The sequence below is a fragment of the Mycolicibacterium vulneris genome (assembly GCF_002104765.1).
GTDB classification, from domain to species: Bacteria; Actinomycetota; Actinomycetes; order Mycobacteriales; family Mycobacteriaceae; genus Mycobacterium; species Mycobacterium vulneris.
The window spans coordinates 172,049-192,305 of sequence record NZ_NCXM01000006.1 but is presented as its reverse complement, the minus strand read 5'-3'; the positions used below and the strand labels follow the sequence as shown (position 1 = coordinate 192,305).

Sequence of the window (20,257 nt, the reverse complement as noted above, 5' to 3'; positions counted from 1 at the left end):
CCCGGGCCTTCAACGTGGGTGATGCCCGGCAGCGTCCGCTTCGGTCGCGTAATCCAGGTAGACGCTGGTGCCGTTGGGACGGGCATGGATGGTGCAGTGGTCGGCGAGGCCGTGCATCAGCATGATGCCGCGCGACGCGTGGGGGTCGCTGGAGTGCCTCGACGAAGGCTTCCGCCAGTTTCCGCGGTCGCTGACGCACACCCGGATCGACTCGGCGGCGGGATCGTAGCTGGCCTGAAGTTTCATGGCGCCGACCTGGCGATGCGAGCGGTAGGCGTGCTCAACACAATTCGCCAGCGCCTCGTTGACGCCCAGGACCACGTCCTCACGAATTTTTTCCGGCGCGCGCACCTCTTGCTGCAACCACCGTTGCAGCGCCCGCCGCCACTCCGCCGCCGTATCGGGGCGGGCTGTCCCGGCAAGCGTCAGCCGCACCGGCGTGGAAGTCTCCGGCGATAGTCGACTCATAAAAAGCCGCATACCCAGATGCGGATGGCGCGATAACCTTCAGCGAGTATCGCTTCGGCCACAGATGAATAGCCGTCCCGAATCGCCAGGTCAACGCGCCGAGTCGCGTGCAAGCGGGTCCTAACGACGCGGCGGCAGGACGGGTGTGACCAATTCGCCGGTTTCGAGGAAGCTGTCGAGATTACGGATCGCCAGCAGCGCCATGGCCCGCCGGGTCCGCGCGGTGGCGCTGCCGATATGCGGGAGAAGCACCACGTTGTCCAGGTGGAACAATTCGGTCGGTACCTGCGGTTCTTCGGCGAAGACGTCCAGGCCCGCGCCCGCCAGTTGCCCGGCGGCCAGTAATTCCACCAGCGCGTCCTGGTCGACGACGCTGCCCCGTGCGATGTTGATCAGGTAACCCTCGGGACCCAAGGCCTGCAGCACCGCACGGTCGACCAGCTTGTGCGTTTTGGCGTCACCTGTGGTGGCGATCACCAGGACGTCGACCGACTCGGCGAGCTCCATGGGTGACTCGGCATAGCGAAATGGCGATCCCTCGATGCGGTGGCGGTTGTGATAGGCGATGGCGCAGTCGAATCCGAGCAGCCGGGTCGCGATTGCCGACCCGATCCGGCCCAGCCCCAGAATGCCGACCTGCAGGCCGCTGACATCTCTGGCATAGGGAAACGCGCCGTCGCGTGCCCATCGACCGGCGCGCACGTACCGATCGGCGGCACCGAAACGGCGCAGTGTCATCAGGATCAGGCCCACTGCCGCGTCGGCGACCGTGTCCGACAGCACGTCGGGAGTGTTGCTCACGCCGATGCCGCGGCGCTTCGCCGCACCCAAATCGATCAGATCCACTCCCGCCCCGTTGTTGACGATGGCCTCCAGGTTGGGCAGCGCCGCGATGGTGGCGGCATCGACGCCGGTCGATCCCGATGTCACCAGCACGCGCACACCGGCGCCATGCTCGGTGAGGAACTGCGTTCGCGCGGGTCCGTCGGGCAGCTTCGGAATCGCGTAACGCGCAGCCAACTCTTGTTCGAACGTCGGCTCCATCTCGCCGACTCCCAGCACCCCACTGACCCTGTTCGCCGTCACGACTACATCATCCTGAAGTCGATACGGACTCGATCATCCGGCAGGAATATCCCGACAACGGCCGTGGTTGATGAGCGCAGCGGTGTCGGCCATTCCCCCGGGTACCACACCAGAACCGTCGCCTCGAGCGACCACTTGCCGAGAGGTGAGAAGACGACACCGCCCCAATACATTTGCCGTGCCGATTGGTGCGCTGTGTTTTTCGTTGCACGGGAAGTAAACCTGATGCGGCGTGGTTGCACACCCAATGCGTATTGGAGTCGTCTTCCCGCAAACCGAGCTCGGCTCGGACCCCGCCGTCGTCCGCGCCTACGGTCAGCGCGTCGAGGAACTGGGGTTCACTCACATCCTCGCCTACGACCACGTCGTCGGCGCCGACCCGACGGTGCATCACGGCTTCCAGGGGCCCTACGACATCGACTCGACCTTTCATGAGCCGTTCGTCATGTTCGGCTACCTGGCCGCGGTCACCTCACTGGAACTCGTCACCGGGGTGATCATCTTGCCGCAACGCCAGACGGTGTTGGCGGCCAAACAGGCCGCCGAGGTCGATCTGCTCACCGGGGGCCGCTTCAGATTCGGAATTGGATTGGGCTGGAACGCCGTTGAGTACGAGGCGCTCGGAGAGTCGTTCACTAATCGCGGGAGGCGCTCCGAGGAACAGGTCGAGGTGATGCGCAAGCTGTGGACCAAACGGTCGGTCACCTACAACGGCAAATACCACACGGTGACCGCGGCCGGCCTTGCCCCGTTGCCCACCCAGCGCCCGATACCGGTGTGGTTCGGTGCGGCCTCCGATCGCGCGTACGAGCGTGCCGGTCGCCTCGGCGACGGCTGGTTTCCGATGCTGGAGCCCGGCCCCGGACTCGACCATGCCCTCGAACAGGTGAACCGCGCGGCCGAAGCGGCCGGCCGCGACCCGAAGAGCCTCGGAATGGAAGGCCGGGTCAGCTGGATCGAGGACCGCGACAAGCTCGCCGCCACCATCGCCGCATGGAAAGCCGCCGGCGCCAGCCATCTTTCGGTGAACACCATGAAGGCTGGTTTCGCGAGTGTCGACGAACACCTCGCCGCCCTGGAGCAGGTCGCCGCCGACCTGAAGTAGCTGCGCCGGGCGGTTACTTGGCCCCGGACGCGGACAACTCCTCGACCAGGCTCAGGTGCACGTTACGGCGGCTGGCCTTCGATGACTTCCCTGCGATGCCAACGGATTCCATGAGACCGCTGGTGGCCAGGACGTCGGGCCCACCCGCGTCCACCGTGTCACGAACATGGACCTGTCCGCCGGTAGCACAGTGCCGGCGTTGCCAGTCGCTGATCGCCTGGTGCGCCGCGTGATCGAGATAATTCGTGAGCAAGTGGATCGTGACCGAAGTGCGTTCGGGCACGGACGCCAAGACTCCGGTCAACCGGGGCAGCGCCAGGAAGGTGCACGCTCCCTCGACGACGACGTGCCAACCGTCACCAACGGGCTCGGCCTCGATCCTGGCTCGCACCACCCGCCATCCGGTCACGGCGACGGCCAGCGCGAGGCCGATCATCACGCCGTGCAGCAGGTTGAGGAAGACGACGCAAACCACGGTCACCAGGTAGACGGCGAGATCGCCGTTGCGCAATGCGGTTTCGATGTGGGCAGGCTTCAACAGCTCGATGCCGATGACGATGAGCAGGCCGGCAAGCGCGGCGGTGGGGATCTTTTCGACGAGTCCCGCGAACGGTACGGCGAACAGCAGTATCCAGACGCCGTGCATGATCGTCGAGGCGCGCGTCTTGGCGCCGCCATTCACGTTGGCGGCGCTCCGCACGATGACACCCGCGATGGGAAGTCCGCCGATGGCCCCCGACGCGATGTTCGCCGCGCCCTGTCCGATCAGCTCGCGGTTGAAGTCGGTTCGCGCGCCGGTGTGCATGCGGTCGATCGATACCGCGGTCAACAGGCTCTGCACGCTGGTGATCAGCGTGACGGTGATGACGGCGACGACGACAGCTCCCCAATTCCCGTGCGGCAGCGTCGGCAGGCGCAGCGCATCGAGCACTGAGCCATCCAGCACGATGCGGGATACATTGAACGGGAAGATCACTGAAATAGCCGTGACCGCCACGATCGCGACGAGCGGGCCGGGAACTTTGGCCACCCGGGCCGGAACCCAGCGCCAGGCAACCAGAATGGCGATCACGAGCAGACCCAGGACCAGCCCCGGCCGGTGCGCACCCATAATCTGTGCGGGCAGTCCGGTGACATTGCTCCAGGCCGAGCTTTTCGAGGAACCGCCCAGCAGCACGTGCACTTGTTGTAGCGCAATCGTAATGCCGATGCCGGCCAGCATCGCGTGCACCACCACCGGTGATATCGCCAGGGCGGCGCGGGCAATGCGGCTGAATCCCAACAGGACTTGCAGGATCCCGGCGATCACGGTGATGAAACATGTGACCGCCCAGCCGAACTGGGATACCAGTTCGGCGACGACAACGGTCAACCCGGCCGCCGGGCCACTGACCTGTAACGGCGATCCACCGATCGATCCGCCGACGACTCCCCCGACAATCGCCGCAATCAGGCCGGCGAGAACCGGCGCGTCCGAGGCGATCGCGATCCCGAGCGATAACGGCAGCGCCACCAAGAAGACCACCAACGAGGCCGGCAGGTCGTATTGCAGGGCCTCACGCACCCGGTCGCGTCGAGATGGAACGCCGTCCCCCATGCCCTGCGGCTCTGGCTGTTTCACGTGTTGCACTGGCCCTCCCCTGAATTAATCATCGGCGGTGGGCTTTCGATATCCACCCGGTCACGGCAGGCCGAAAATGCGTAACGCCGCGCGGCGCAGGCACTTACAACTATCTGGACGTCATCGTTCGGCGGGACACGCCTGGCCTATGCGTTCGAAGGTAGGCGGGCTGCGCACAAGGGGTCAATCGGACAAGCCGAGTGCATATCGAATGCAAATTTTTTCGGCACCCGGTGCCAGCGGCCCGCCGCGGGACCGAGAGCGGCTACTCCAGGACGAAAACGGGGATCTGCCGCGGCGTCTTCTTCTTGTATTCCGCGTAGGGGGGAAACGCCTCAATGGCGCGCTGCCACCACTCCTCGCGCTCGGCTCCCTCGAGCTCGCGAGCGGTCAGTGCGACAACCTTATCGCCGTCTTGCAGCGTCACCGCCGGATTCGCCTTCAGGTTGAAATACCAAACCGGATGCTCCGGGGCGCCGCCGTGCGACGCGACAATGACGTAGCGGCCATCTTTCTCGACCCGCATCAACGGGACATAACGCTGCTTGCCGGACTTCGCCCCGGTGACGGTCAGCAGAACGATCGGCCGATCGAACACCTCGACTCCATCGGTCGTGCCCTGACTCAGGATCCGTTCGGTCTGGTCGCGCACCCAACCCCGCGGGCTCAATTCGATTTCGTCAGCCATATCTACAGCGAACACCCGAGCCCCACCGCCGCATTCCCCGGGGCTCCCTGCACGGCCGACGCCGCTTGGACCGGTGGCCCCGGCGCCAAGGAGTACAGTCGAGAAGTCGCTTAACTATGCTAACTAATTGCGCGAAGGGCGCGGGGAAGAGGGGCGTGGCCCGCACCGAGAACGACACGTGGGATCTGGCGTCCAGCGTCGGGGCCACCGCAACGGCAGTCGCCGCACAGCGGGCGATCGCGTCCCAGGGCCCGGAGCCCTTGCTGAACGACCCCTGGGCCGATCCGCTGGTCCGTGCGGTGGGCAGCGATGTCTTCGTCAAGCTCCTCGACAATCAGCTTGACCGCAGCGACGATCCGCTGCTGAACCGCCAGGCCGTGAAGGAGCAGATCACGGTGCGCACCCGGTTCTTCGACGACTTCTTCGTGCGGGCCACCGAATCGGGTATCCAGCAGGCCGTCATTTTGGCGTCCGGCCTGGACACCCGGGCCTACCGGCTGCCGTGGCCGGCGGGCACCGTCGTGTACGAGATCGACCAGCCCGAGGTGATCGAATTCAAGACGCACACCCTGGCCGGCCTGGGCGCCACACCCACCGCGGAGCGCCGCACCGTGTCGATCGACCTGCGCGACGACTGGCCGTCGGCCCTCGCGGCGGCCGGGTTCGACGCACATAAGCCGACCGCGTGGAGCGCCGAGGGACTCCTGGTGTACCTCCCGCCCGAGGCGCAAGACCGGTTGTTCGACAACATCGTCGCCGTTTCGGCGCCGGGCAGCCGGATCGCGACCGAACATATGGACCTGCGCGACATCCCCTCGGACTGGGCGCAGAAGCTGACCGAACGGTCTCAGCGCATCGGCTCCAACATCAATCTGGCCGAGTTGTTCTACACCGGCGACCGCAATCCCGCCGGCGAATACCTGGCCGCACGCGGTTGGCGGATCGATATCCGGACAACCGAGCAAGCTTTCGCCGCCCAGGGGTTCGCGGTACCCAACGACGAGCTGGCCTCATTCGGCCAAGCGTCCGGGTACCTGACCGCAACCCTCTAGTACGAGCAACGCCAACCCCAAAGCTGGGGTTTAAGCCGGCGACCGCGGCCCTCTATATCAGTTTCGTTGACATATATCAGGGCGGTTGATATAAACGAAGACGTGACGCAACCGACTCAAGAGATGTTCGAATCCGCCTACCGGGGTGAGGCTCCCGAGATGGGCGAGGGCAACCGGCCGCCGTGGAGCATCGGTGAGCCGCAGCCAGAGATCGCGGCCCTCATCGAGGACGGCAAGTTCCACGGCGACGTGCTCGATGCCGGTTGCGGCGAGGCGGCGGTGTCGCTGTACCTCGCCGAGCGCGGCTTCACCACGGTGGGTCTGGACCAGTCCCCCACTGCCATCGCGCTGGCCACCGAGAAAGCCGCCCGGCGGGGTCTCACCAGTGCCACCTTCGACGTGGCGGATATCAGCGCCTTCACCGGCTACGACGGCCGCTTCGGAACCATCGTCGACAGCACCCTGTTCCACTCGATGCCCGTGGAGTTGCGTGACGGCTATCAGCGGTCGATCGTGCGGGCCGCGGCGCCGGGCGCCTCGTACTTCGTGCTCGTCTTCGATCGCGCCGCGATGCCGGCCGATGGCCCCGTCAACGCGGTCACCGAGCCCGAGTTACGCGAGGTGGTCTCGAAGTACTGGGTGATCGACGAGATCCGGCCGGCCCGCATCCACGCCAACGTGCCCGAGACTTTCCTGGCGGGCTTTGAGGCCTTCGCCGGTGCCGACATCCGCGACGAGGACAACGGTCGCAAGTCCGTGGGCGCCTGGTTGCTGTCCGCGCACCTCGGCTGACCGCGCGACGGAGGGCGGCGCGGCCTACGTGCCGTCCCAGCTCTCCGGCAGCATACGGCGCCGTCACCGGGCTCGTTGCCGGCCAACGTGATCAGGCCCGAAGCGCGCGGTGAAGCCCTGTACCGAGCCGCTGGAGTCCGAGGGCCGGTACCGATCCGGCCCTGCTGACGCGACGGCGAACGGCGCCGCGCGCGGTAGTCACCCAATATTGAGTTCCCGGCGCCGTGAGCAGCGCGATCGGCACTATCGAGGTTGGCCGGGTTTCGGGGCCCGTCATTCGGGAGATCCTGCATAGAGTCAGTACAGACGTTCAGAGGAGATCTCGGTGGATCAGCAAGTCAACTTCGACCCGCCCGCTGCGCCCGAGGACGCGCGGAAGGCAACCGAGGAACAGCGCAAGCTGCAGGAACAACTCGATCGCCAGGACGAAGATCCAGACGGCCCGGGATTGCACCAATCTCGGCACGACCTTCCCGACGAGAGCACACGGTAGTCAGCAAAACATAGTTATTCGCAAGGTGTTTGGCCCTTGTAGCCATGCCCGGCCTCAGGATGGCGATTGCGCCGCGGACCTTGATAGCGCCGGCCGCCGGTGGTCATGGGCGAGTACCGCTGCTGCCTGCCAGGTCAGCGTCATCCCGCCCAGGACCGCCATCGGGATTGCCCACAGGCGCCGCACCATCAGCGCGCTACCGCATTGGTCAATATAGTTGAGGCCCGCTGGTCCGTCCGCGCTCGACGCCTGGTTCAGCTCGGTCGTAAAGCCATTGCCGCACTTGACTTGCCAGCCGAATTGATCATAGCCGTCGATGAACACTGGGAGGTACAGCGCGCACAGCCCCCCGGCCAGGAACACCACGGCAGCGAAGACGATCAGCGGGCCGCGGTTGACCATACCGAGCCTCCTAGGTCATGCACACGTTGGCGAAAAGCAGCACCGGCCATGACACGATCGAGCCGAGGAACGACACCACCAGATCGGCGCCGTGCATGTCGTGCAGGTGCTGGGTGTGGGTGCTCGACCAGATCACGCCGACGATCAGGTACGGGGTCCCCAGCAGTATTGCCAGGCCCAACAGTTCGGCGATGGTCAACTGATACTCCAGGAGTGTGCGAATCCTGGCGAGCATGGGCATGCCTTTCGCGCAGGCGCTGCCGGGTTCGGAGCCGGCCCATCCGAAGTGATGAGCACCGCACGCCCCGGCGCGCGGATTAGACGCATCTATGTTAATCCCGGTTCGCACGATTCGGTAGTGCCGTACACCGATCGGCAGTGCTCGGGAACCGCGGCCGATCACGGAGATACCTTGCCGGAACGGGACGTTCGATCGCCCTGGGTGCTCCGGCGAGCCGAATGTCCAACTAGCAAGTGGAGATTCATTCTTCGCCCGAGGCTTGTCCCCCGAAGCCCTGTCAATGCCGCTGCCGGCCGCCCCGGGGGGCATTACGGGCTGCCGCGGCCGGTCGTCCCAGCACCGTGACCTCCATCAGGCGGCGCACCGTGAGGCTCGCGGCCGCACTGGTGTTGGGGTAGACCAGGCGGCCGGTGTCCACCGCGAGCGCGAACGCGGCGTGCACGGCGTAGCGGGCGCGGCCGAGGGTGAGCTCCGGGCTGGCCGCGACGGCCAGGCTGGCCCAGGATTCGACGGTGGAGCGCTGAATGTTGTAGAGCAGCACCGCGTCTGTGTCGGGCAGGTTGTGACGCTCGGTGTAGTACACGCAGGCCAGTTCGGGGTTGGCGAATGACCGGGTGACGTAGGCCTCGATGAGTTGCGCGAGCGCCTGTTCCGGGTCGGCGTTGGTGGCCAGGATGCTGGACAGGTCACCGGAGAGCTGGTCGGCGGCGCGCCGGTAGTAGACCGCCAAAATGGCGGCCTTCCCCGGAAAGTATTGATAGATGCTGGCGACCGGTATGCCGACCGCTGCGGCGATGTCTTCCATTCCGGTTTCGCGATAGCCGCGCTCGTTGAACAGGCGCATCGATTCGTGCAAGAGAAGCTCATAACTTCCGGCGGCGCTGGTCAGCGTCGACGACCGCGGCCGCTCGGATCCACGACCGCGCTGGCTCGGCAACTCGGCTTGCAACACCGCGGTCGCGATATCGGCCAGCGCCGCGCGGATCTCGGCATTACCCAGCCGCGACCGGTGGTCGGTGATGCTGCCGATGACACTCAGGGTGGCCGCCGACAAGATCCAGCGTTGCCGCGACGTCAATTTCGGCCGCAACCTCATCAGCGGACGCTGCAGGCGGCGGTTAATCAGTTTGATCTGTTCGGCCAGAGCCCGCTGATCGTCGCCCCGCAGGTAGCGGCCCTCCCACCGATACAGTCCGCCGGCGGTGCGGTTGACGATCGTCGTGTCGATCAGCGCATTCGTGAGCGCCCTGAGTTGTTCCTCGGGATCGCCATCGGCGGGCAAAGCGTCCGCGAAGGCCGTGGCGTCGACCAGTTGCTGCCCCAGCGCCAGGAAGACGTCGCGGAACAGGTCGTATTTGCCCTGGGAGTGGCGGTACAGCGCGGCCGCGGAGATTCCCACCCGGGCCGCGATGTTCTCCATGCTGACCGCGTGATAGCCCAACTCGCTGAACGCATCGGTGGCGGCGCGGGCGATCTGGACCTTGCGGTCCTTCGGGCGCCGCTTTACCTGATCTGCGGACGAGCGGCTAGCCGACGGCATACAGATCACCGTAGCCGCAGCGGGGGCTGCTTGGGCGATCGGTAGACGGCCGGAATCGTGCAGTCGGCGAGCCGGCCACGCACGGCGGGGCGCAGCGTGTACTCGAGGTCATCAGACACCTAACCCCGTTACGCTCCGCCGAATTCCGGACGCAACACCGAGCCGAGTGCGCTGAGCGGAATATGCGGCTCGACGGCGCCTCCGTCCATCGACCACTGCTCGGACTGCCCGTACTGGATGGGAGAGTCGTGGCCGACCGGGTAGTCCGGCATGTACAGGATCAGCTCGTCGGGCGTGAGAACCCATGCCTTATAGCCCCCCGAGAAAACCTTGTCCGGTGTCCAGCGATCGACGGTGAACGGATACGTGCCCGGGTTGTGCTGCCACGCCGCGCGGTCGAGTGCCTTTTGGATGAACGGCTCGACCAGCGGTGGAATGGCAGTCAGCGGATCGACACCCGGCTTGGTGATGTCGGCCAGCTGTAACCGCCTGCCTCCCGCCATATCGAAGGTGAACGTGCGATAGGCGTTGTTGAAGGCCGGACCGTCCGCGTGGTAGTCCTCATGGAAGGCCACGCTGAGCGCACGCCCATGGGGGAACACCTGATAGTTCTCCTCACCCCAACTGTCCTGGACCATTGAAGCGCCCTTGGTACGCCAGTTGTTCATCAGGTTGCGCAGGTATTCGCGGATGGACGGCCCGCTGGTGGGGCTCTCGACCAGGTCGCTGGGCAGCGCTATCTTGATGTCGCGAACGGCTTTTCGCTCGGAGAGCACCGAGGTGTGGCAGTACTGCCCGTCCCAATCGCCGCCGAGATCGCCGCAAAAAGACTGCGCCGACGCCGATGCCACCGGTGCGCTCAACACCGCCGTCGTCACCGCTGCCACAGCGATCGATAGCCGGATCATCCGCATAATCGAAACGTCCTAGGGTAATTCGACTTTGCCGGCCAGCCAGCGGCCACCGATGTTTTCCATCGTGACCTTCATCCGGCTTCGGTCGACCCGGCCGTCGGGACGCGCCGCGTTGCTGACGGTCTGGTCAACCATCAACAACACCACCACCTTGTTTTTGGTTTGCGATTGGATCGCAGAGTCCACCACCGTTCCGTGCGCCGCGGCCTTATTGTCGATGAGCAACTGCCGAAGCTGGGCACTGGCCTTGGTGTAGGTGTCCTTGAATTCCCCTGTGGCTCCGTCTAGTACGGCGGAGAAGTTCTGGTCGACCTGGCTGGAATCGATGCTCGTCAGCACCTGGGCATAGTTGATCGCGGTCCGCTGGGCGGCGTGCCCGGCCTGGCTCACCGTGTGCTCGTCCCATAGCTTCCAGCCCAGCCCGCCGGCGAGGCCGACCGCTCCCGCGTAGACGACGAAGACGAGCGCGCTGCGGGCGTAGCGTTTCCACGGCCGCGTGCCGCCTTTCGCGATGTGCTCGCCGGTGTCAACGGCGGCCAACTGCTCATCGTGAGGCGGCTTCTCGATGTCGTCGCTCGTGCTGCAATCCTGGTCGGCGGTGATCGCCACGATGGTGCCTCCTTGCGGTCTCGAATGCTGGCGGGTTCAGTGGGGCGGCTCTATCGGCAGCACCGGGCCGCCGTACGGCGTCGGAATGGTGAAGCGCCCCTTCGGGGTTGGATCGGCGGTTTGGCCGAGGTCGGCCCCGGGCGGTGGCCCCGCGGTGTCGTCACCGCCCGGTCGGGGCGCATTCTTGGCGCCCCGGACCAATACCTGGGGATCGTCGTCTCGGCAGTAGGTGTACAGGAACGGTTCGGGGTAGTCCGCGGATGACGACGGCCGCCGCGGGGTGCCGTAGTCGCACGTGTAGCGCGGGTAGATGTCGGCGGTTGCCCACAGCCCGTGCTCGTGCATGGTCGTCATCAGGGCCTCGAGTGTGGAGCCGCGATAATCGGGGAAGACCGCGTTCAACGCCGGGACGCGGAGATAGATGATTCGTGCGGTGGTGACCAGATTGGCCAGCAACCCGACCATGGTGTCGGAGTTGTCGTCGAACAGGTTGTCCACCTTGGACAGGGCGTGCGGGGTCTGATCGACGAATTTTCGGTAGCCACGGTCCATTTTGTTCACGCCGGTCATGAGGTCGCCGACATTGCGCGACGTCGCACCGAGCCCGGCATTCTTGTCGGCGAGGGTGGTCAGGACCACTCGGCTGGTCTTGAGCATGCTCACCGTCTGCGGCAGCACCGGGTCCATGGTCGACAGCAGGAAGGTGGAGCCATCGATGATGTCGGTGAGCTTCTGCGGGCCCTCCTTGCCTAAACTCAGTTCCCTCTTCACGATTTCGAGCTTCTTCGGGTCGGTTTGGGCAAGCAGCCCATCGGCGTCAGCGAGCACTTGTGAGAGCGGGATGGGTGTGGTGGTGTGCTGTGGGCCGATCACGCTGCCGTTCGACAGGAATGGGCCGGCGTTGGATGCGGGCTCGAAATCGATGTACTGCTCGCCCGCGGGAGATAGGCCAGACACTCGTACCGGGCTGGCGGCGGGGATCTTGGCATTGGCGTTGATATTGGCGACGACCTCGACGCCGGTGGATGTGGGCCGCAGCGATTGGATCCGCCCGACGCGGATCCCGCGGACCGATACGTCTTGGTTGGCCAGCAGCCCACCGGATTCGGGTAGCCGGATGGTGACCCGGTAGGTCGATTCCAGGGGATTGATCCGTAGCGCTCCGAGGGCCAGGTAGGTCACGCCGACCACCAGGGTCAGCACCAGCGCGGCCCCGGACAGCCAGGCGCGCCGCCGGTGGCCGGCTCTGACCACGCCAACGATGAACCATCCGATGCTGTCGATCATCGCGGCGGCTCCGGGTGCATGGGATCCGCTGGCGCTTCCCCCGCGGGCGCGGGCGGAAGCGGCGGACCGGCCGGCGTCCACGGACTTTGGCCCATCGGTGTTTGTGGACCGCGGCCCACTACGCGTTCCTGGAGGCGCCACAACACGTATTTGATCGAGCCCACCATGTAGTTCCAGTCGCGGCGCATGGGCCCGTGGAACGCCGGATCGCCCTTGAACCCCCCGGTCTCCGCCCCGGTACCCGGCCGCGATCCCATGACCAACCGATCGAAGCTGCCGCGCACCGAGATCGCATCGCTGGGGGTGGCTTTGACGAACGGCGGAATCAGCCGGTTAAGGCCGGCGAGGCTGGTATCGGGGCTCAACACGACGTCATTCCACGCGGCGGCGATGGTGTTGGCATCCTTGATGATGCTGCGGCCGGTCTTGTCGGTGCCGGCGATGGACGGGAATTTTGACAGCTGATGCGTCGTGGCGCCGAGTTCGCCGACCACGTCGGCTATTTCGTCGGCATTGCGGGACAACACATTCGTTGCCGGCCCGATGGCCTGCAGGACGTCGGAGATTTCCTGGTTCTTCTGGTCCAGCCGGTCGGCCAGGCCGGCCGTTTCGGTCACTGCGGCGTCAATCTGGTCCGAGCGCGAATTGAGTTTGCTCAGAAGTAGATTGGTCCGGTTGATCAGATCACCGAAGGCGTGCCCCTGGTCGCCGGTCGCCTTGCCGGCGCCGTTGACGATATCGGTGAAGTTTCGGACCGAGCCACCGTTGACCAGCAGCGCGGCGGAGCTCAGCACGCTCTCCACGGTGGCGGCGGCGCGGGTGGCCGGCAGGCCGATGGTGTCGCCGCTCTTCAGTAGCGGTGCGCTGGGATCCATCGGCGACGGGGGCTTGATCGCGACGAACACGTCGCCCAGCGGTGTCGCCGACCGCAGCTCCGCGGTGCTACCGACCGGGACGCGGACACCGTCCATGATTCGCAGCGTCGTCACCGCGGTGTAGTTGCGAGCGACCATCGATTCGAGCTGTCCGACATCGGCGCCGGCGAGTTTTACCTTCGCGTGGGCCGGGAGGTTCAGCGCGTTGGAGAAGACGGCGTTGAGCAGGTATCCGCCATTGCCGATGCCTGGCGCCGGCAGCGGCAGGCTGGACAGCCCGGTGGTGGCGCAACCGGAGCAGACCATGACCGCGCTGAGCGCCACCGCCAACCCTTTGTGCTTAGCCGCATTCATTACTACTGCCCCATCGCCGAGAGACCGTCGAGGATGTAGGTCAGGCCGAAATCGGGGCCGTAGTCTTGTAACGTGCCTGTGCTGCAGCCGAGTTGGCGCAGGTGCATCAGATTGCAGAGCTCCTTGGCGGACTGGCTGTCGGTCAGAGCCTTATCGAGGAGCCCGTGCACGCGTATCGCTCCGTTGCTCTGATCGACCGTGTTGTACAGGTTCTCCAGTGTTATGGGGAGCACATCGAGCATTTCGGAAACCCCCCGCTGATCCTCGACGATCGTCTTGGCGGCGGTGTCGCCGTTGCGCACTGCCTGTTTGAGGTTTTCCCGGTTCTGCTCGAGCAGCGTGGTGACCTCTTCGAGGATTCTGTTGATGGTGCGCCCGGTAGCGCCGGTGCCGAATTTTTCGTCGGCGAGCATCTGGCTCAGCTGGTTTGTCGTGGAACCGAATTGGCGCACCTTGGTGTCATTGCGTGCGGTGGCCTCGGTTATCGAGCTGAGGTCGGTGATGATCGTCGTCAGCTGCTCGCGGGTGGTCGCGCCGCGCTCGGAGCTGAGCCGCAGCGCGTTGGCGAGTTCGTCGAGGGCAGACAGGATTTTTTTGCCGTTGCCGTCGGTGATGGCGGCGGCGGAATCGGTCAGGTCGGCGATGGGTCCGCCGCCGTTTCCGTCGCCCTTGAGCGATTTGGACACCTTGTCGAGCATGTCGAGGACGCGATCGAAGGCCACGGGCGTCTTGGTTCGGGTCAGTCCGATCGTGTCGTGGTTCTTCAGCACCGGGCCGCCCCGGTAAGGCGGGGTGAGTTCGACCTGCCGGTCGGTGAGGATGGAGGTGGTGATGGTGACCGCGCGGGCGGCCGCCGGGATCTTGACCTTCTTGTCCACCGTCAGCTCGGCCTCGACGTAGCCGCCTTTGGAGGTGACCTTGCTGACCTTGCCCACCGGCATGCCGAGGACCGCAACGAGGTTGCCTTCGTAAAGGCCTGCGGCGCTGTCGAATTGCGCGGTCACCATCATGGTGTCCAGGCGTGACTTGACGTAGTGGCCGACCACCCCGATGGCGACGGCGGTTAGCGCCGCCACTGCGGCGCCCACGGCGATGAGTTTGCGCCTCCCGGAGATCATTTGCAGTCCTTGAAATACTGGATCATCTTGAATTCCTTGGCGCGACCGCTGATGGCACACATCCACGAATCGATCGCGAGCCCGTTTGGCAGGTTGAACTCGACGACGGGTCCGTAGCCGGTCGCGTTGGTCAGGCCGCGAAGGGCCACCGGCGCGACCTGCAAAAGATTGCGCAGCAGGTCGTCGTGCTGGCCGACCATATTCGTCAGCTCGTGCAGGTTGGCGAACAACTCATCGAGCAGCGGCCTGTTTTTAACCACGATCTTGTCGAGCTGGTCGACTAGGTCCGTCAGCCCCGCGAACATGGTATGGAAGGTGGCTTCGCGCGCGACCAAGTGCCCGAGCAGATCCTGCCCCTGATCCATCACATGGCCGATGTTGGTCTGCTGGCGCCGTAGGGTATTAACCACCCGCTCAGTGCTTTTCAGTAAGGTGCCGAGCTGGCCTCGGCGGTCGGCGGTGATCGTCGACAGCGTCTGCAGATTCGCGACCGCCTGCGGAATCAGGGGCGGCACCCCGCCGAGCTGCTTGCCCAGCACCCCGAGCGACTGGGCGAACTGGTCGGAGTCGACCTGCTCGAAGGTGGTGGTGGCGTCTTCGAGCAGCGACTGCAGGTCGTACGGCACCTCCGTGTGCGTCAAGCCGATCGTCCTGCCCGGCAGCGAACCCGGGCCGTCAGGCACCAGCTCGAGATAGCGCGAACCGAGGATCGTCATCACCTTGATCACCGCTCGGGTGTCCTTGCCCAGCGCGACGTTGTCACGCACGCTCAAACCGGCTTCGACGTGATCGCCATCGAGCTTCATGCTGGTGACGTGTCCGACCTCGATGCCGGCGATGGTGATGGGATTTCCGGGTCGCAGCGTTGCGGCTTGCAAGAATTCGGCATTGTAGTGGGTGTAACCGACACCGAGCAATTTGATTCCCAGTGCCGCCACGACGAGAACGGCGACCAACACCAGTCCCGCCAGGCCGAGCCAGGTCCTGTTGTAGGACTCCAGCGGACGGCGTCGCGCCCACCGGGCCTTCAATGATTCAGCCATTGGCCATGTTCCTGCATCGTGGGGTGTGCCACCCCAGGTTCTTGGTGGTGATCGGATACGCGTTGCCCGGGGTGGCCGCGTTGACGATGAAGGTCGTGATGTCGTTGAGACCGGGGAAGAAACCGGCGGCGTTCAGGTCGCACGCGTAGGCATTGCCGTAGGAACCCTCGCCGACGGCTCGTGCGAATCCCTTGAGTAGCAGCGGGAGGTTGTCTCCGGTGAATGCCAGCTGAGGTTCGATGCCGATCATGTGCTTGCTGAAACCGGGCTCCCGGGTTATGAGGTCGTTCAACGACGGATCCACGTCGTCGGCGATCGCCGAGAGACGACGGGTCACCTTGGCGATCGATCCCACCGAGTCCTGTAACGATGCACGCCGGTCGTCGAAATTAGCAACCGCATCGCGTGTTTGGTCGAGCGCGTGATCAAGGTCGTCGTTTTGGCGGGCGACGGTGTCGGTGACCTTCGTGAGGCTGCTGATGAGATCGCCCAGGGACTGATCGCGTGCGGACAACGTTCGGGTGATCGTCGAGGTCTGCTCCACCAGTAGCGGGATGGACGCCTGATCGCCCTGCAGCGACTGCAATACGCCCTTGGTCAGGTCGTCGGCGTCCTTGGCGTTGAGCAAGGTGAACAGCGGCTCAAAACCGTTGAGCAACTTGTCGACATCGAAGGACGGGTCGGTCTGCTGCACCGGTATCACGCTCCCGGCTGGGAGCAGCCCCCGGTTGCCGATCTCGCCCAGCGACAAGCCCAGATACCGCTGCCCGATGATGTTCTGGTAGGTCACCGACGCAACCGTATTGCCGTACAGGTGCTGTTCGTTTTCGACGATGAACGAGACCTTCGCCAATTTGCCGGTGAGTTCTACGTTTTCGACGCGGCCGACCCGCACACCGGCCATCCGGACGTCATCGCCGACGCGGAGCCCGTACACGTCGGTGAATATCGCCGCGTACCCGGTGGTTGGTCCGGCCACGTCTCGCCGCAGGGTGGCGTACACCATCCACGTCACGGCGATGGCGAGCGCCATGAACATCGACAGGCCGATCAGCGGGCCCCGCACTTTCATTTCGGCCCACCCGTCGGCTGCTGCTGGGGCTTCAGCGAGACCGCCGTGCCGCGCGCCACCGGGCCGAGTAACAACTGCGTCGCCACCGACGCCGACCCTCCCTGGCCGGTGATCCAACCCAGCTGATCCCGCTCGTGTTGGCTGCCAATCGGACCGACGTTGCCGCCGTAGCCCGATGGTGCGACCGCTCCGGGCGGTCCCGGGCTTGGTGCCGGCGGCGGACCCGCAGGGGGTGGCGCGTCGTCGGGATCGGCGGTTCCCGGGACTCGGGGAACCGGGCCGGTCGGCCACGGCCACCACGGCAACGGCGGATTGGGGTCCTGCAGGCTCGGGTTGGGGTTGTACAGCGGCGGCCCGACGGGGACGAGGTTGTTGTCGGGCCCGATCTGGGTCCCCGGTGGCGGCGCCAGATCGGCGGGCGGATGGTAGTTCTGCGGCAGCAGGACCTCGGGCAGGTCGGGGCGCACCGTGATCGTCGGGGCGGTATAGCAACTCGGTCCGAGCAGCTGGCCGTAACGCGGGCAGTCGGCGCGCGTGTAGGTGTAGGTCGGGGTCAGTGCCAGATTGACCCGCATGTTCCCGGTGTCGAGGTCGGGATCCCACACCTCTTCGAAGAACTTGTCGGACAACCGGTTCAATCTGGTGAAGATGGGCACGAACTTGTCGCTGTGCAGCGCGAACACACCCAGGACCGGCGTGAGGTTCTGCGTCATCTCGATCAGCTGATCGGTGTGGTTGTCGAACGCTTGCCGGCTCACGCCGAAGGTGTGGTGCGAACCGGTAACCAGCGACCGGAACTGTTCACGCTTTTCGGCCAGGGTCTGCATCGGTTTGACCGCGTCATGCAGGACGTCGACAAGGTCGGGCGCGGTGGACTGCAGGCCCCGGGTGGCATCCAGCAACGCGGAAACTGTGGACGGTCCGGGGTTGGTGGTAACGATGCCGTTGAGCTCATCGAGCACCCGCGTCATCTGCGCACCGGCCGCGAGCAGCGCGCCGCGCCGGTTATTGGTGGCGGCCGCGACGGCGGCCAGTATTCCCACACTGTGGTCTTCGCGGCCCCGGCCGGTCGCGGCAAGGATGTCACGCAGCTTGCTGATCGTGGTCTGGAAGATCACCGTCGAAAGCTGCGCGTCTTCGGGGATGCGTGCCCCGCTGCGGATGCTCGCACTCGGGCGGCCGTCGACGAGTTGCACCGACGAGACCGCGAATACGTTACTGGGCACCACACGCGCGGTCACCGCACCCGGAATGTCTTTGGCGTATTCGGGTTTGAGGTTGATGTGCACATAGTTGGGTTTGCCGTAGGCCGCAGGGATGACGTTGTCGACGGCACCGACGAGCAGCCCGTGGTACTTCACGTCGGAGCGGGTGGGCAATCCGTCACCCACGTTCGTCAGCTCGGCGACCACGCGGATGTAGTCGTTGAGCCGGCCGGTGGACTTCAGCAGGAGGCTGCCCGTGACCAGTCCCGCTATCAGCAGGACGGCGACGCCCGTGGCGAGCAGCTGATGGTCTGAAGGGCCCCGCCCGTCGAAGTCCAGTGAATTCGGCATTCAGCCACCGAATCTCGCGCCGGCGTCGATGCTCCACAGCGCCATCGTGAGCAACATGTTGACCATGATCACCACGGTGATGCTCGCCCGCATGGCATGCCCGGCGGCTACGCCGACGCCCTCCGGACCGCCGGAGGCATAGAAGCCGTAGTAGCACTGCACGGTAGACGAAAGCCAAACGAAGACAACGCACTTGACCACCGAGTAGGCGATATCCTTCGCGCTCAGCATCATCGTGAAGTAGTGCAGGTACGGACCGACAGATCCCCCGCTGATCACCTCGGCGACGACCTGACACGTCAGATAGGTCACGGCCAGGCAGGCGATGTAGAGCGGGATCACGGCGATGACGGAAGCCATGAGCCGCGTCGTGACCAGGAACGGGATGGGGCGGATGGCCAACGATTCCAGCGCGTCGATCTCTTCGGCGATGCGCATGGCACCCAGCTGCGCCGTGAACCGGCAGCCGGCCTGCATCGCGAAAGCCAGCGAAGCCATGATCGGCGCGAGCTCACGGGTGTTGACCAGCGAGGAGATGATGCCGGTGGCCGGACCCAGGCCGAGGAGATTGAGGAAGTTATAACCCTCCACGGCGACCAGTGCGCCCGCGGTGAACCCGAGCACAACCGCGACACCGGCCGTGCCGCCGCCGACGACGATCGAGCCGTTGCCCCACGCGATGTTCGACAGCAATCGCAGGAATTCCGTGCGGTATTGGCGCAGCACGGAGGGGACGGCGAGCACGGCCCGCACGAAGAACACCAGCATGTGCCCCAACCGCATGGTCGGGGCGGTCGCGGCCCGATAGGCACCGACGATCGGGCGGGCCAGCGTTGGGACGTAGACCGATGCCGTCATGTCACAGCCCCGTCCTGGGGTACAGCGCGTTGTACAGCTCGCTGATCCCGACGTTCACGATCATCAGTACCAGGATCGATTCCACCACCGCGGCGTTCACCGAGTTCGCCACTCCCGCCGGGCCGCCCTTGGTGAATAACCCCTTCTGGCAGGCGATCACCGCCACGATCGCGCCGTATATCACTGCTTTGAGCAGCGCGACGACCATGTCTTCCGTGGTGGCGAACGACGAAAACGTCGCTACGAAGCTTCCCGGCGCGCCACGCTGGAAATAGACGTTGAAGAGGTAGCTGGCCAAAAACCCTACGAAGCAAGTGATTCCGGTCAGGGCGACACCAACCATTATGGCCGCGGCGAAGCGGGGCACCACCAAGCGGCGAATCACCGAGACTCCCATGACCTCCATGGCGTCGGTCTCCTCACGCATGGTGCGGGAGCCGAGATCTGCGGTGATGGCCGAGCCGACGGCGGACGCCATGAGCACCGCGGCCACCAACGACGCGGCCTGCCGGATGACCGCGAGTCCGCTGGCCGCCCCGGCGAGTGATGTCGCGCCGACTTGGTTGGCCAGCAAGGCGAACTGGATGGAAAGCGTCACCCCGATCGGCAGCGCCACCAACACCGTCGGCAGCACCGCCGTGGCAGCCATGAAGGCACCCTGGCGGATGAACTCCGCCCATTGGAACCGCCCGGTGAACAAGTCGACCATGCAGTACTCGACGGTGCGTATCGCAAGGATGTACTGCTCGCCGAGGGTGTTGAGTGATGCCAGGGGGTGCCGCACGACGTATCCGGTGGACCACTCTTGGATAGTGGCCACATTGTCGGGCGCTCGGTCGTCGTTGGGCGAGCGGTCGTCCTGGGCGGTCATCGCCGGACGCGCCCCAAGGTGATCACTCACAGGTACCGATGAGCGTCGGTGAATGTGCGTTGTGCCCCCACGGGCGGCTATGTTAACTGCTGCTCAGCTTCTGCGGAAGGTCTTGATTGACAAACTGGGCCAATCCCGTGGCCGCAAAGGGGCGCACGCATGCGTGATGACTTGTGGTCATTACGTTGTTTACCTGGTAGCGGCCACTTGAC

Annotated in this window: 21 protein-coding genes; 4 read left to right on the top strand and 17 right to left on the bottom strand. The window is 65.2% G+C overall.

The features are described 5' to 3' along the window. Positions 1-9: 9 nt before the first annotated feature. A complete protein-coding gene (locus B8W69_RS08095) occupies positions 10-435 on the bottom strand; it encodes an ATP-binding protein (RefSeq protein WP_085289318.1) in 426 nt (141 codons plus the stop codon). Positions 436-588: 153 nt separating this feature from the next. Further along, positions 589-1,512 carry a 2-hydroxyacid dehydrogenase gene (locus B8W69_RS08090; RefSeq protein ID WP_439330597.1) on the bottom strand — a complete coding sequence of 308 codons (924 nt, stop codon included), beginning with the start codon at positions 1,510-1,512 and terminating at the stop codon, positions 589-591. 289 nt (positions 1,513-1,801) lie between these two features. Between B8W69_RS08090 and B8W69_RS08085 the strand changes: the two genes are divergently transcribed. Next, positions 1,802-2,659 (top strand): LLM class F420-dependent oxidoreductase, encoded by an 858-nt coding sequence (locus B8W69_RS08085; protein WP_085289316.1) that lies wholly within the window; start codon positions 1,802-1,804, stop codon positions 2,657-2,659. A gap of 13 nt (positions 2,660-2,672) precedes the next feature. On the opposite strand, the gene B8W69_RS08080 is transcribed toward B8W69_RS08085, so the two are convergent. Further along, complete coding sequence (locus tag B8W69_RS08080) at positions 2,673-4,256, bottom strand: SulP family inorganic anion transporter (RefSeq protein ID WP_085289359.1); 1,584 nt, start codon at positions 4,254-4,256, stop codon at positions 2,673-2,675. A gap of 289 nt (positions 4,257-4,545) precedes the next feature. Next, positions 4,546-4,968: a nitroreductase family deazaflavin-dependent oxidoreductase gene (locus tag B8W69_RS08075; protein ID WP_085289315.1), complete on the bottom strand. Its 423-nt coding sequence runs from the start codon at positions 4,966-4,968 to the stop codon at positions 4,546-4,548. A 155-nt stretch (positions 4,969-5,123) separates the two neighbouring features. Here B8W69_RS08075 and B8W69_RS08070 point away from each other — a divergent pair, with 155 nt between their 5' ends. From B8W69_RS08070 to B8W69_RS30545, 3 genes are all read left to right on the top strand, one after another. Continuing rightward, positions 5,124-6,020 carry a class I SAM-dependent methyltransferase gene (locus tag B8W69_RS08070; RefSeq protein ID WP_085289314.1) on the top strand — a complete coding sequence of 299 codons (897 nt, stop codon included), beginning with the start codon at positions 5,124-5,126 and terminating at the stop codon, positions 6,018-6,020. A 102-nt stretch (positions 6,021-6,122) separates the two neighbouring features. Further along, positions 6,123-6,812 (top strand): class I SAM-dependent methyltransferase, encoded by a 690-nt coding sequence (locus B8W69_RS08065; RefSeq protein ID WP_281255218.1) that lies wholly within the window; start codon positions 6,123-6,125, stop codon positions 6,810-6,812. 325 nt (positions 6,813-7,137) lie between these two features. Then, complete coding sequence (locus B8W69_RS30545) at positions 7,138-7,305, top strand: hypothetical protein (RefSeq protein WP_165762570.1); 168 nt, start codon at positions 7,138-7,140, stop codon at positions 7,303-7,305. Positions 7,306-7,359: 54 nt separating this feature from the next. Here B8W69_RS30545 and B8W69_RS08060 read toward each other — a convergent pair whose 3' ends face one another. From B8W69_RS08060 to B8W69_RS08000, 13 genes are all read right to left on the bottom strand, one after another. Next, positions 7,360-7,707: a hypothetical protein gene (locus B8W69_RS08060; protein WP_085289312.1), complete on the bottom strand. Its 348-nt coding sequence runs from the start codon at positions 7,705-7,707 to the stop codon at positions 7,360-7,362. A 10-nt stretch (positions 7,708-7,717) separates the two neighbouring features. Beyond that, complete coding sequence (locus tag B8W69_RS08055; protein ID WP_064878624.1) at positions 7,718-7,942, bottom strand: hypothetical protein; 225 nt, start codon at positions 7,940-7,942, stop codon at positions 7,718-7,720. Between the two features lie 283 nt (positions 7,943-8,225). Continuing rightward, the gene (locus B8W69_RS08050; protein WP_085289311.1) at positions 8,226-9,488 is read right to left on the bottom strand and encodes a TetR/AcrR family transcriptional regulator; all 1,263 of its coding nucleotides are present in this window, start codon (positions 9,486-9,488) and stop codon (positions 8,226-8,228) included. A gap of 128 nt (positions 9,489-9,616) precedes the next feature. After that, positions 9,617-10,402 carry a mannan-binding family protein gene (locus B8W69_RS08045; protein WP_085289310.1) on the bottom strand — a complete coding sequence of 262 codons (786 nt, stop codon included), beginning with the start codon at positions 10,400-10,402 and terminating at the stop codon, positions 9,617-9,619. Positions 10,403-10,414: 12 nt separating this feature from the next. Continuing rightward, a complete protein-coding gene (locus tag B8W69_RS08040; protein ID WP_085289309.1) occupies positions 10,415-11,011 on the bottom strand; it encodes an Rv1363c family protein in 597 nt (198 codons plus the stop codon). A 36-nt stretch (positions 11,012-11,047) separates the two neighbouring features. Continuing rightward, entirely contained in the window at positions 11,048-12,298 is a 1,251-nt protein-coding gene (locus tag B8W69_RS08035; RefSeq protein ID WP_085289358.1) for an MlaD family protein, read from the bottom strand. Then, on the bottom strand, positions 12,295-13,527 hold the full coding sequence (locus tag B8W69_RS08030) for an MlaD family protein (protein ID WP_085289308.1): 1,233 nt from the start codon (positions 13,525-13,527) through the stop codon (positions 12,295-12,297). The genes B8W69_RS08035 and B8W69_RS08030 overlap by 4 nt, the downstream gene beginning before the upstream one ends. Positions 13,528-13,529: 2 nt before the next feature. Next, a complete protein-coding gene (locus B8W69_RS08025; RefSeq protein WP_085289307.1) occupies positions 13,530-14,645 on the bottom strand; it encodes an MCE family protein in 1,116 nt (371 codons plus the stop codon). Then, a complete protein-coding gene (locus B8W69_RS08020; RefSeq protein WP_085289306.1) occupies positions 14,642-15,688 on the bottom strand; it encodes an MCE family protein in 1,047 nt (348 codons plus the stop codon). The genes B8W69_RS08025 and B8W69_RS08020 overlap by 4 nt, the downstream gene beginning before the upstream one ends. Continuing rightward, a complete protein-coding gene (locus B8W69_RS08015) occupies positions 15,681-16,760 on the bottom strand; it encodes an MlaD family protein (RefSeq protein ID WP_085289305.1) in 1,080 nt (359 codons plus the stop codon). Before B8W69_RS08015 ends, B8W69_RS08020 begins: the two co-directional genes overlap by 8 nt. Continuing rightward, positions 16,757-18,316, bottom strand: a complete 1,560-nt coding sequence (locus B8W69_RS08010) for an MlaD family protein (protein ID WP_085289304.1) — start codon at positions 18,314-18,316, stop codon at positions 16,757-16,759. The genes B8W69_RS08015 and B8W69_RS08010 overlap by 4 nt, the downstream gene beginning before the upstream one ends. Then, positions 18,317-19,174, bottom strand: coding sequence for an ABC transporter permease (locus B8W69_RS08005; RefSeq protein ID WP_085289303.1), 858 nt, complete (start codon positions 19,172-19,174; stop codon positions 18,317-18,319). It abuts the gene before it with no gap. 1 nt (position 19,175) lies between these two features. Next, positions 19,176-20,045 (bottom strand): MlaE family ABC transporter permease, encoded by an 870-nt coding sequence (locus B8W69_RS08000; RefSeq protein WP_085289302.1) that lies wholly within the window; start codon positions 20,043-20,045, stop codon positions 19,176-19,178. Between the last annotated feature and the right edge of the window lie 212 nt (positions 20,046-20,257).

What these genes read in the sequence shown, in the direction of transcription:
- B8W69_RS08090 (WP_439330597.1), bottom strand. Translation starts at nt 1,512, where the DNA reads ATGGAGCCGACGTTCGAACAAGAGTTGGCTGCGCGTTACGCGATTCCG.
- B8W69_RS08085 (WP_085289316.1), top strand. Translation starts at nt 1,802, where the DNA reads ATGCGTATTGGAGTCGTCTTCCCGCAAACCGAGCTCGGCTCGGACCCC.
- B8W69_RS08080 (WP_085289359.1), bottom strand. Translation starts at nt 4,256, where the DNA reads ATGGGGGACGGCGTTCCATCTCGACGCGACCGGGTGCGTGAGGCCCTG.
- B8W69_RS08075 (WP_085289315.1), bottom strand. Translation starts at nt 4,968, where the DNA reads ATGGCTGACGAAATCGAATTGAGCCCGCGGGGTTGGGTGCGCGACCAG.
- B8W69_RS08060 (WP_085289312.1), bottom strand. Translation starts at nt 7,707, where the DNA reads ATGGTCAACCGCGGCCCGCTGATCGTCTTCGCTGCCGTGGTGTTCCTG.
- B8W69_RS08055 (WP_064878624.1), bottom strand. Translation starts at nt 7,942, where the DNA reads ATGCTCGCCAGGATTCGCACACTCCTGGAGTATCAGTTGACCATCGCC.
- B8W69_RS08050 (WP_085289311.1), bottom strand. Translation starts at nt 9,488, where the DNA reads ATGCCGTCGGCTAGCCGCTCGTCCGCAGATCAGGTAAAGCGGCGCCCG.
- B8W69_RS08045 (WP_085289310.1), bottom strand. Translation starts at nt 10,402, where the DNA reads ATGCGGATGATCCGGCTATCGATCGCTGTGGCAGCGGTGACGACGGCG.
- B8W69_RS08035 (WP_085289358.1), bottom strand. Translation starts at nt 12,298, where the DNA reads ATGATCGACAGCATCGGATGGTTCATCGTTGGCGTGGTCAGAGCCGGC.
- B8W69_RS08030 (WP_085289308.1), bottom strand. Translation starts at nt 13,527, where the DNA reads ATGAATGCGGCTAAGCACAAAGGGTTGGCGGTGGCGCTCAGCGCGGTC.
- B8W69_RS08025 (WP_085289307.1), bottom strand. Translation starts at nt 14,645, where the DNA reads ATGATCTCCGGGAGGCGCAAACTCATCGCCGTGGGCGCCGCAGTGGCG.
- B8W69_RS08020 (WP_085289306.1), bottom strand. Translation starts at nt 15,688, where the DNA reads ATGGCTGAATCATTGAAGGCCCGGTGGGCGCGACGCCGTCCGCTGGAG.
- B8W69_RS08015 (WP_085289305.1), bottom strand. Translation starts at nt 16,760, where the DNA reads ATGAAAGTGCGGGGCCCGCTGATCGGCCTGTCGATGTTCATGGCGCTC.
- B8W69_RS08010 (WP_085289304.1), bottom strand. Translation starts at nt 18,316, where the DNA reads ATGCCGAATTCACTGGACTTCGACGGGCGGGGCCCTTCAGACCATCAG.
- B8W69_RS08005 (WP_085289303.1), bottom strand. Translation starts at nt 19,174, where the DNA reads ATGACGGCATCGGTCTACGTCCCAACGCTGGCCCGCCCGATCGTCGGT.
- B8W69_RS08000 (WP_085289302.1), bottom strand. Translation starts at nt 20,045, where the DNA reads ATGACCGCCCAGGACGACCGCTCGCCCAACGACGACCGAGCGCCCGAC.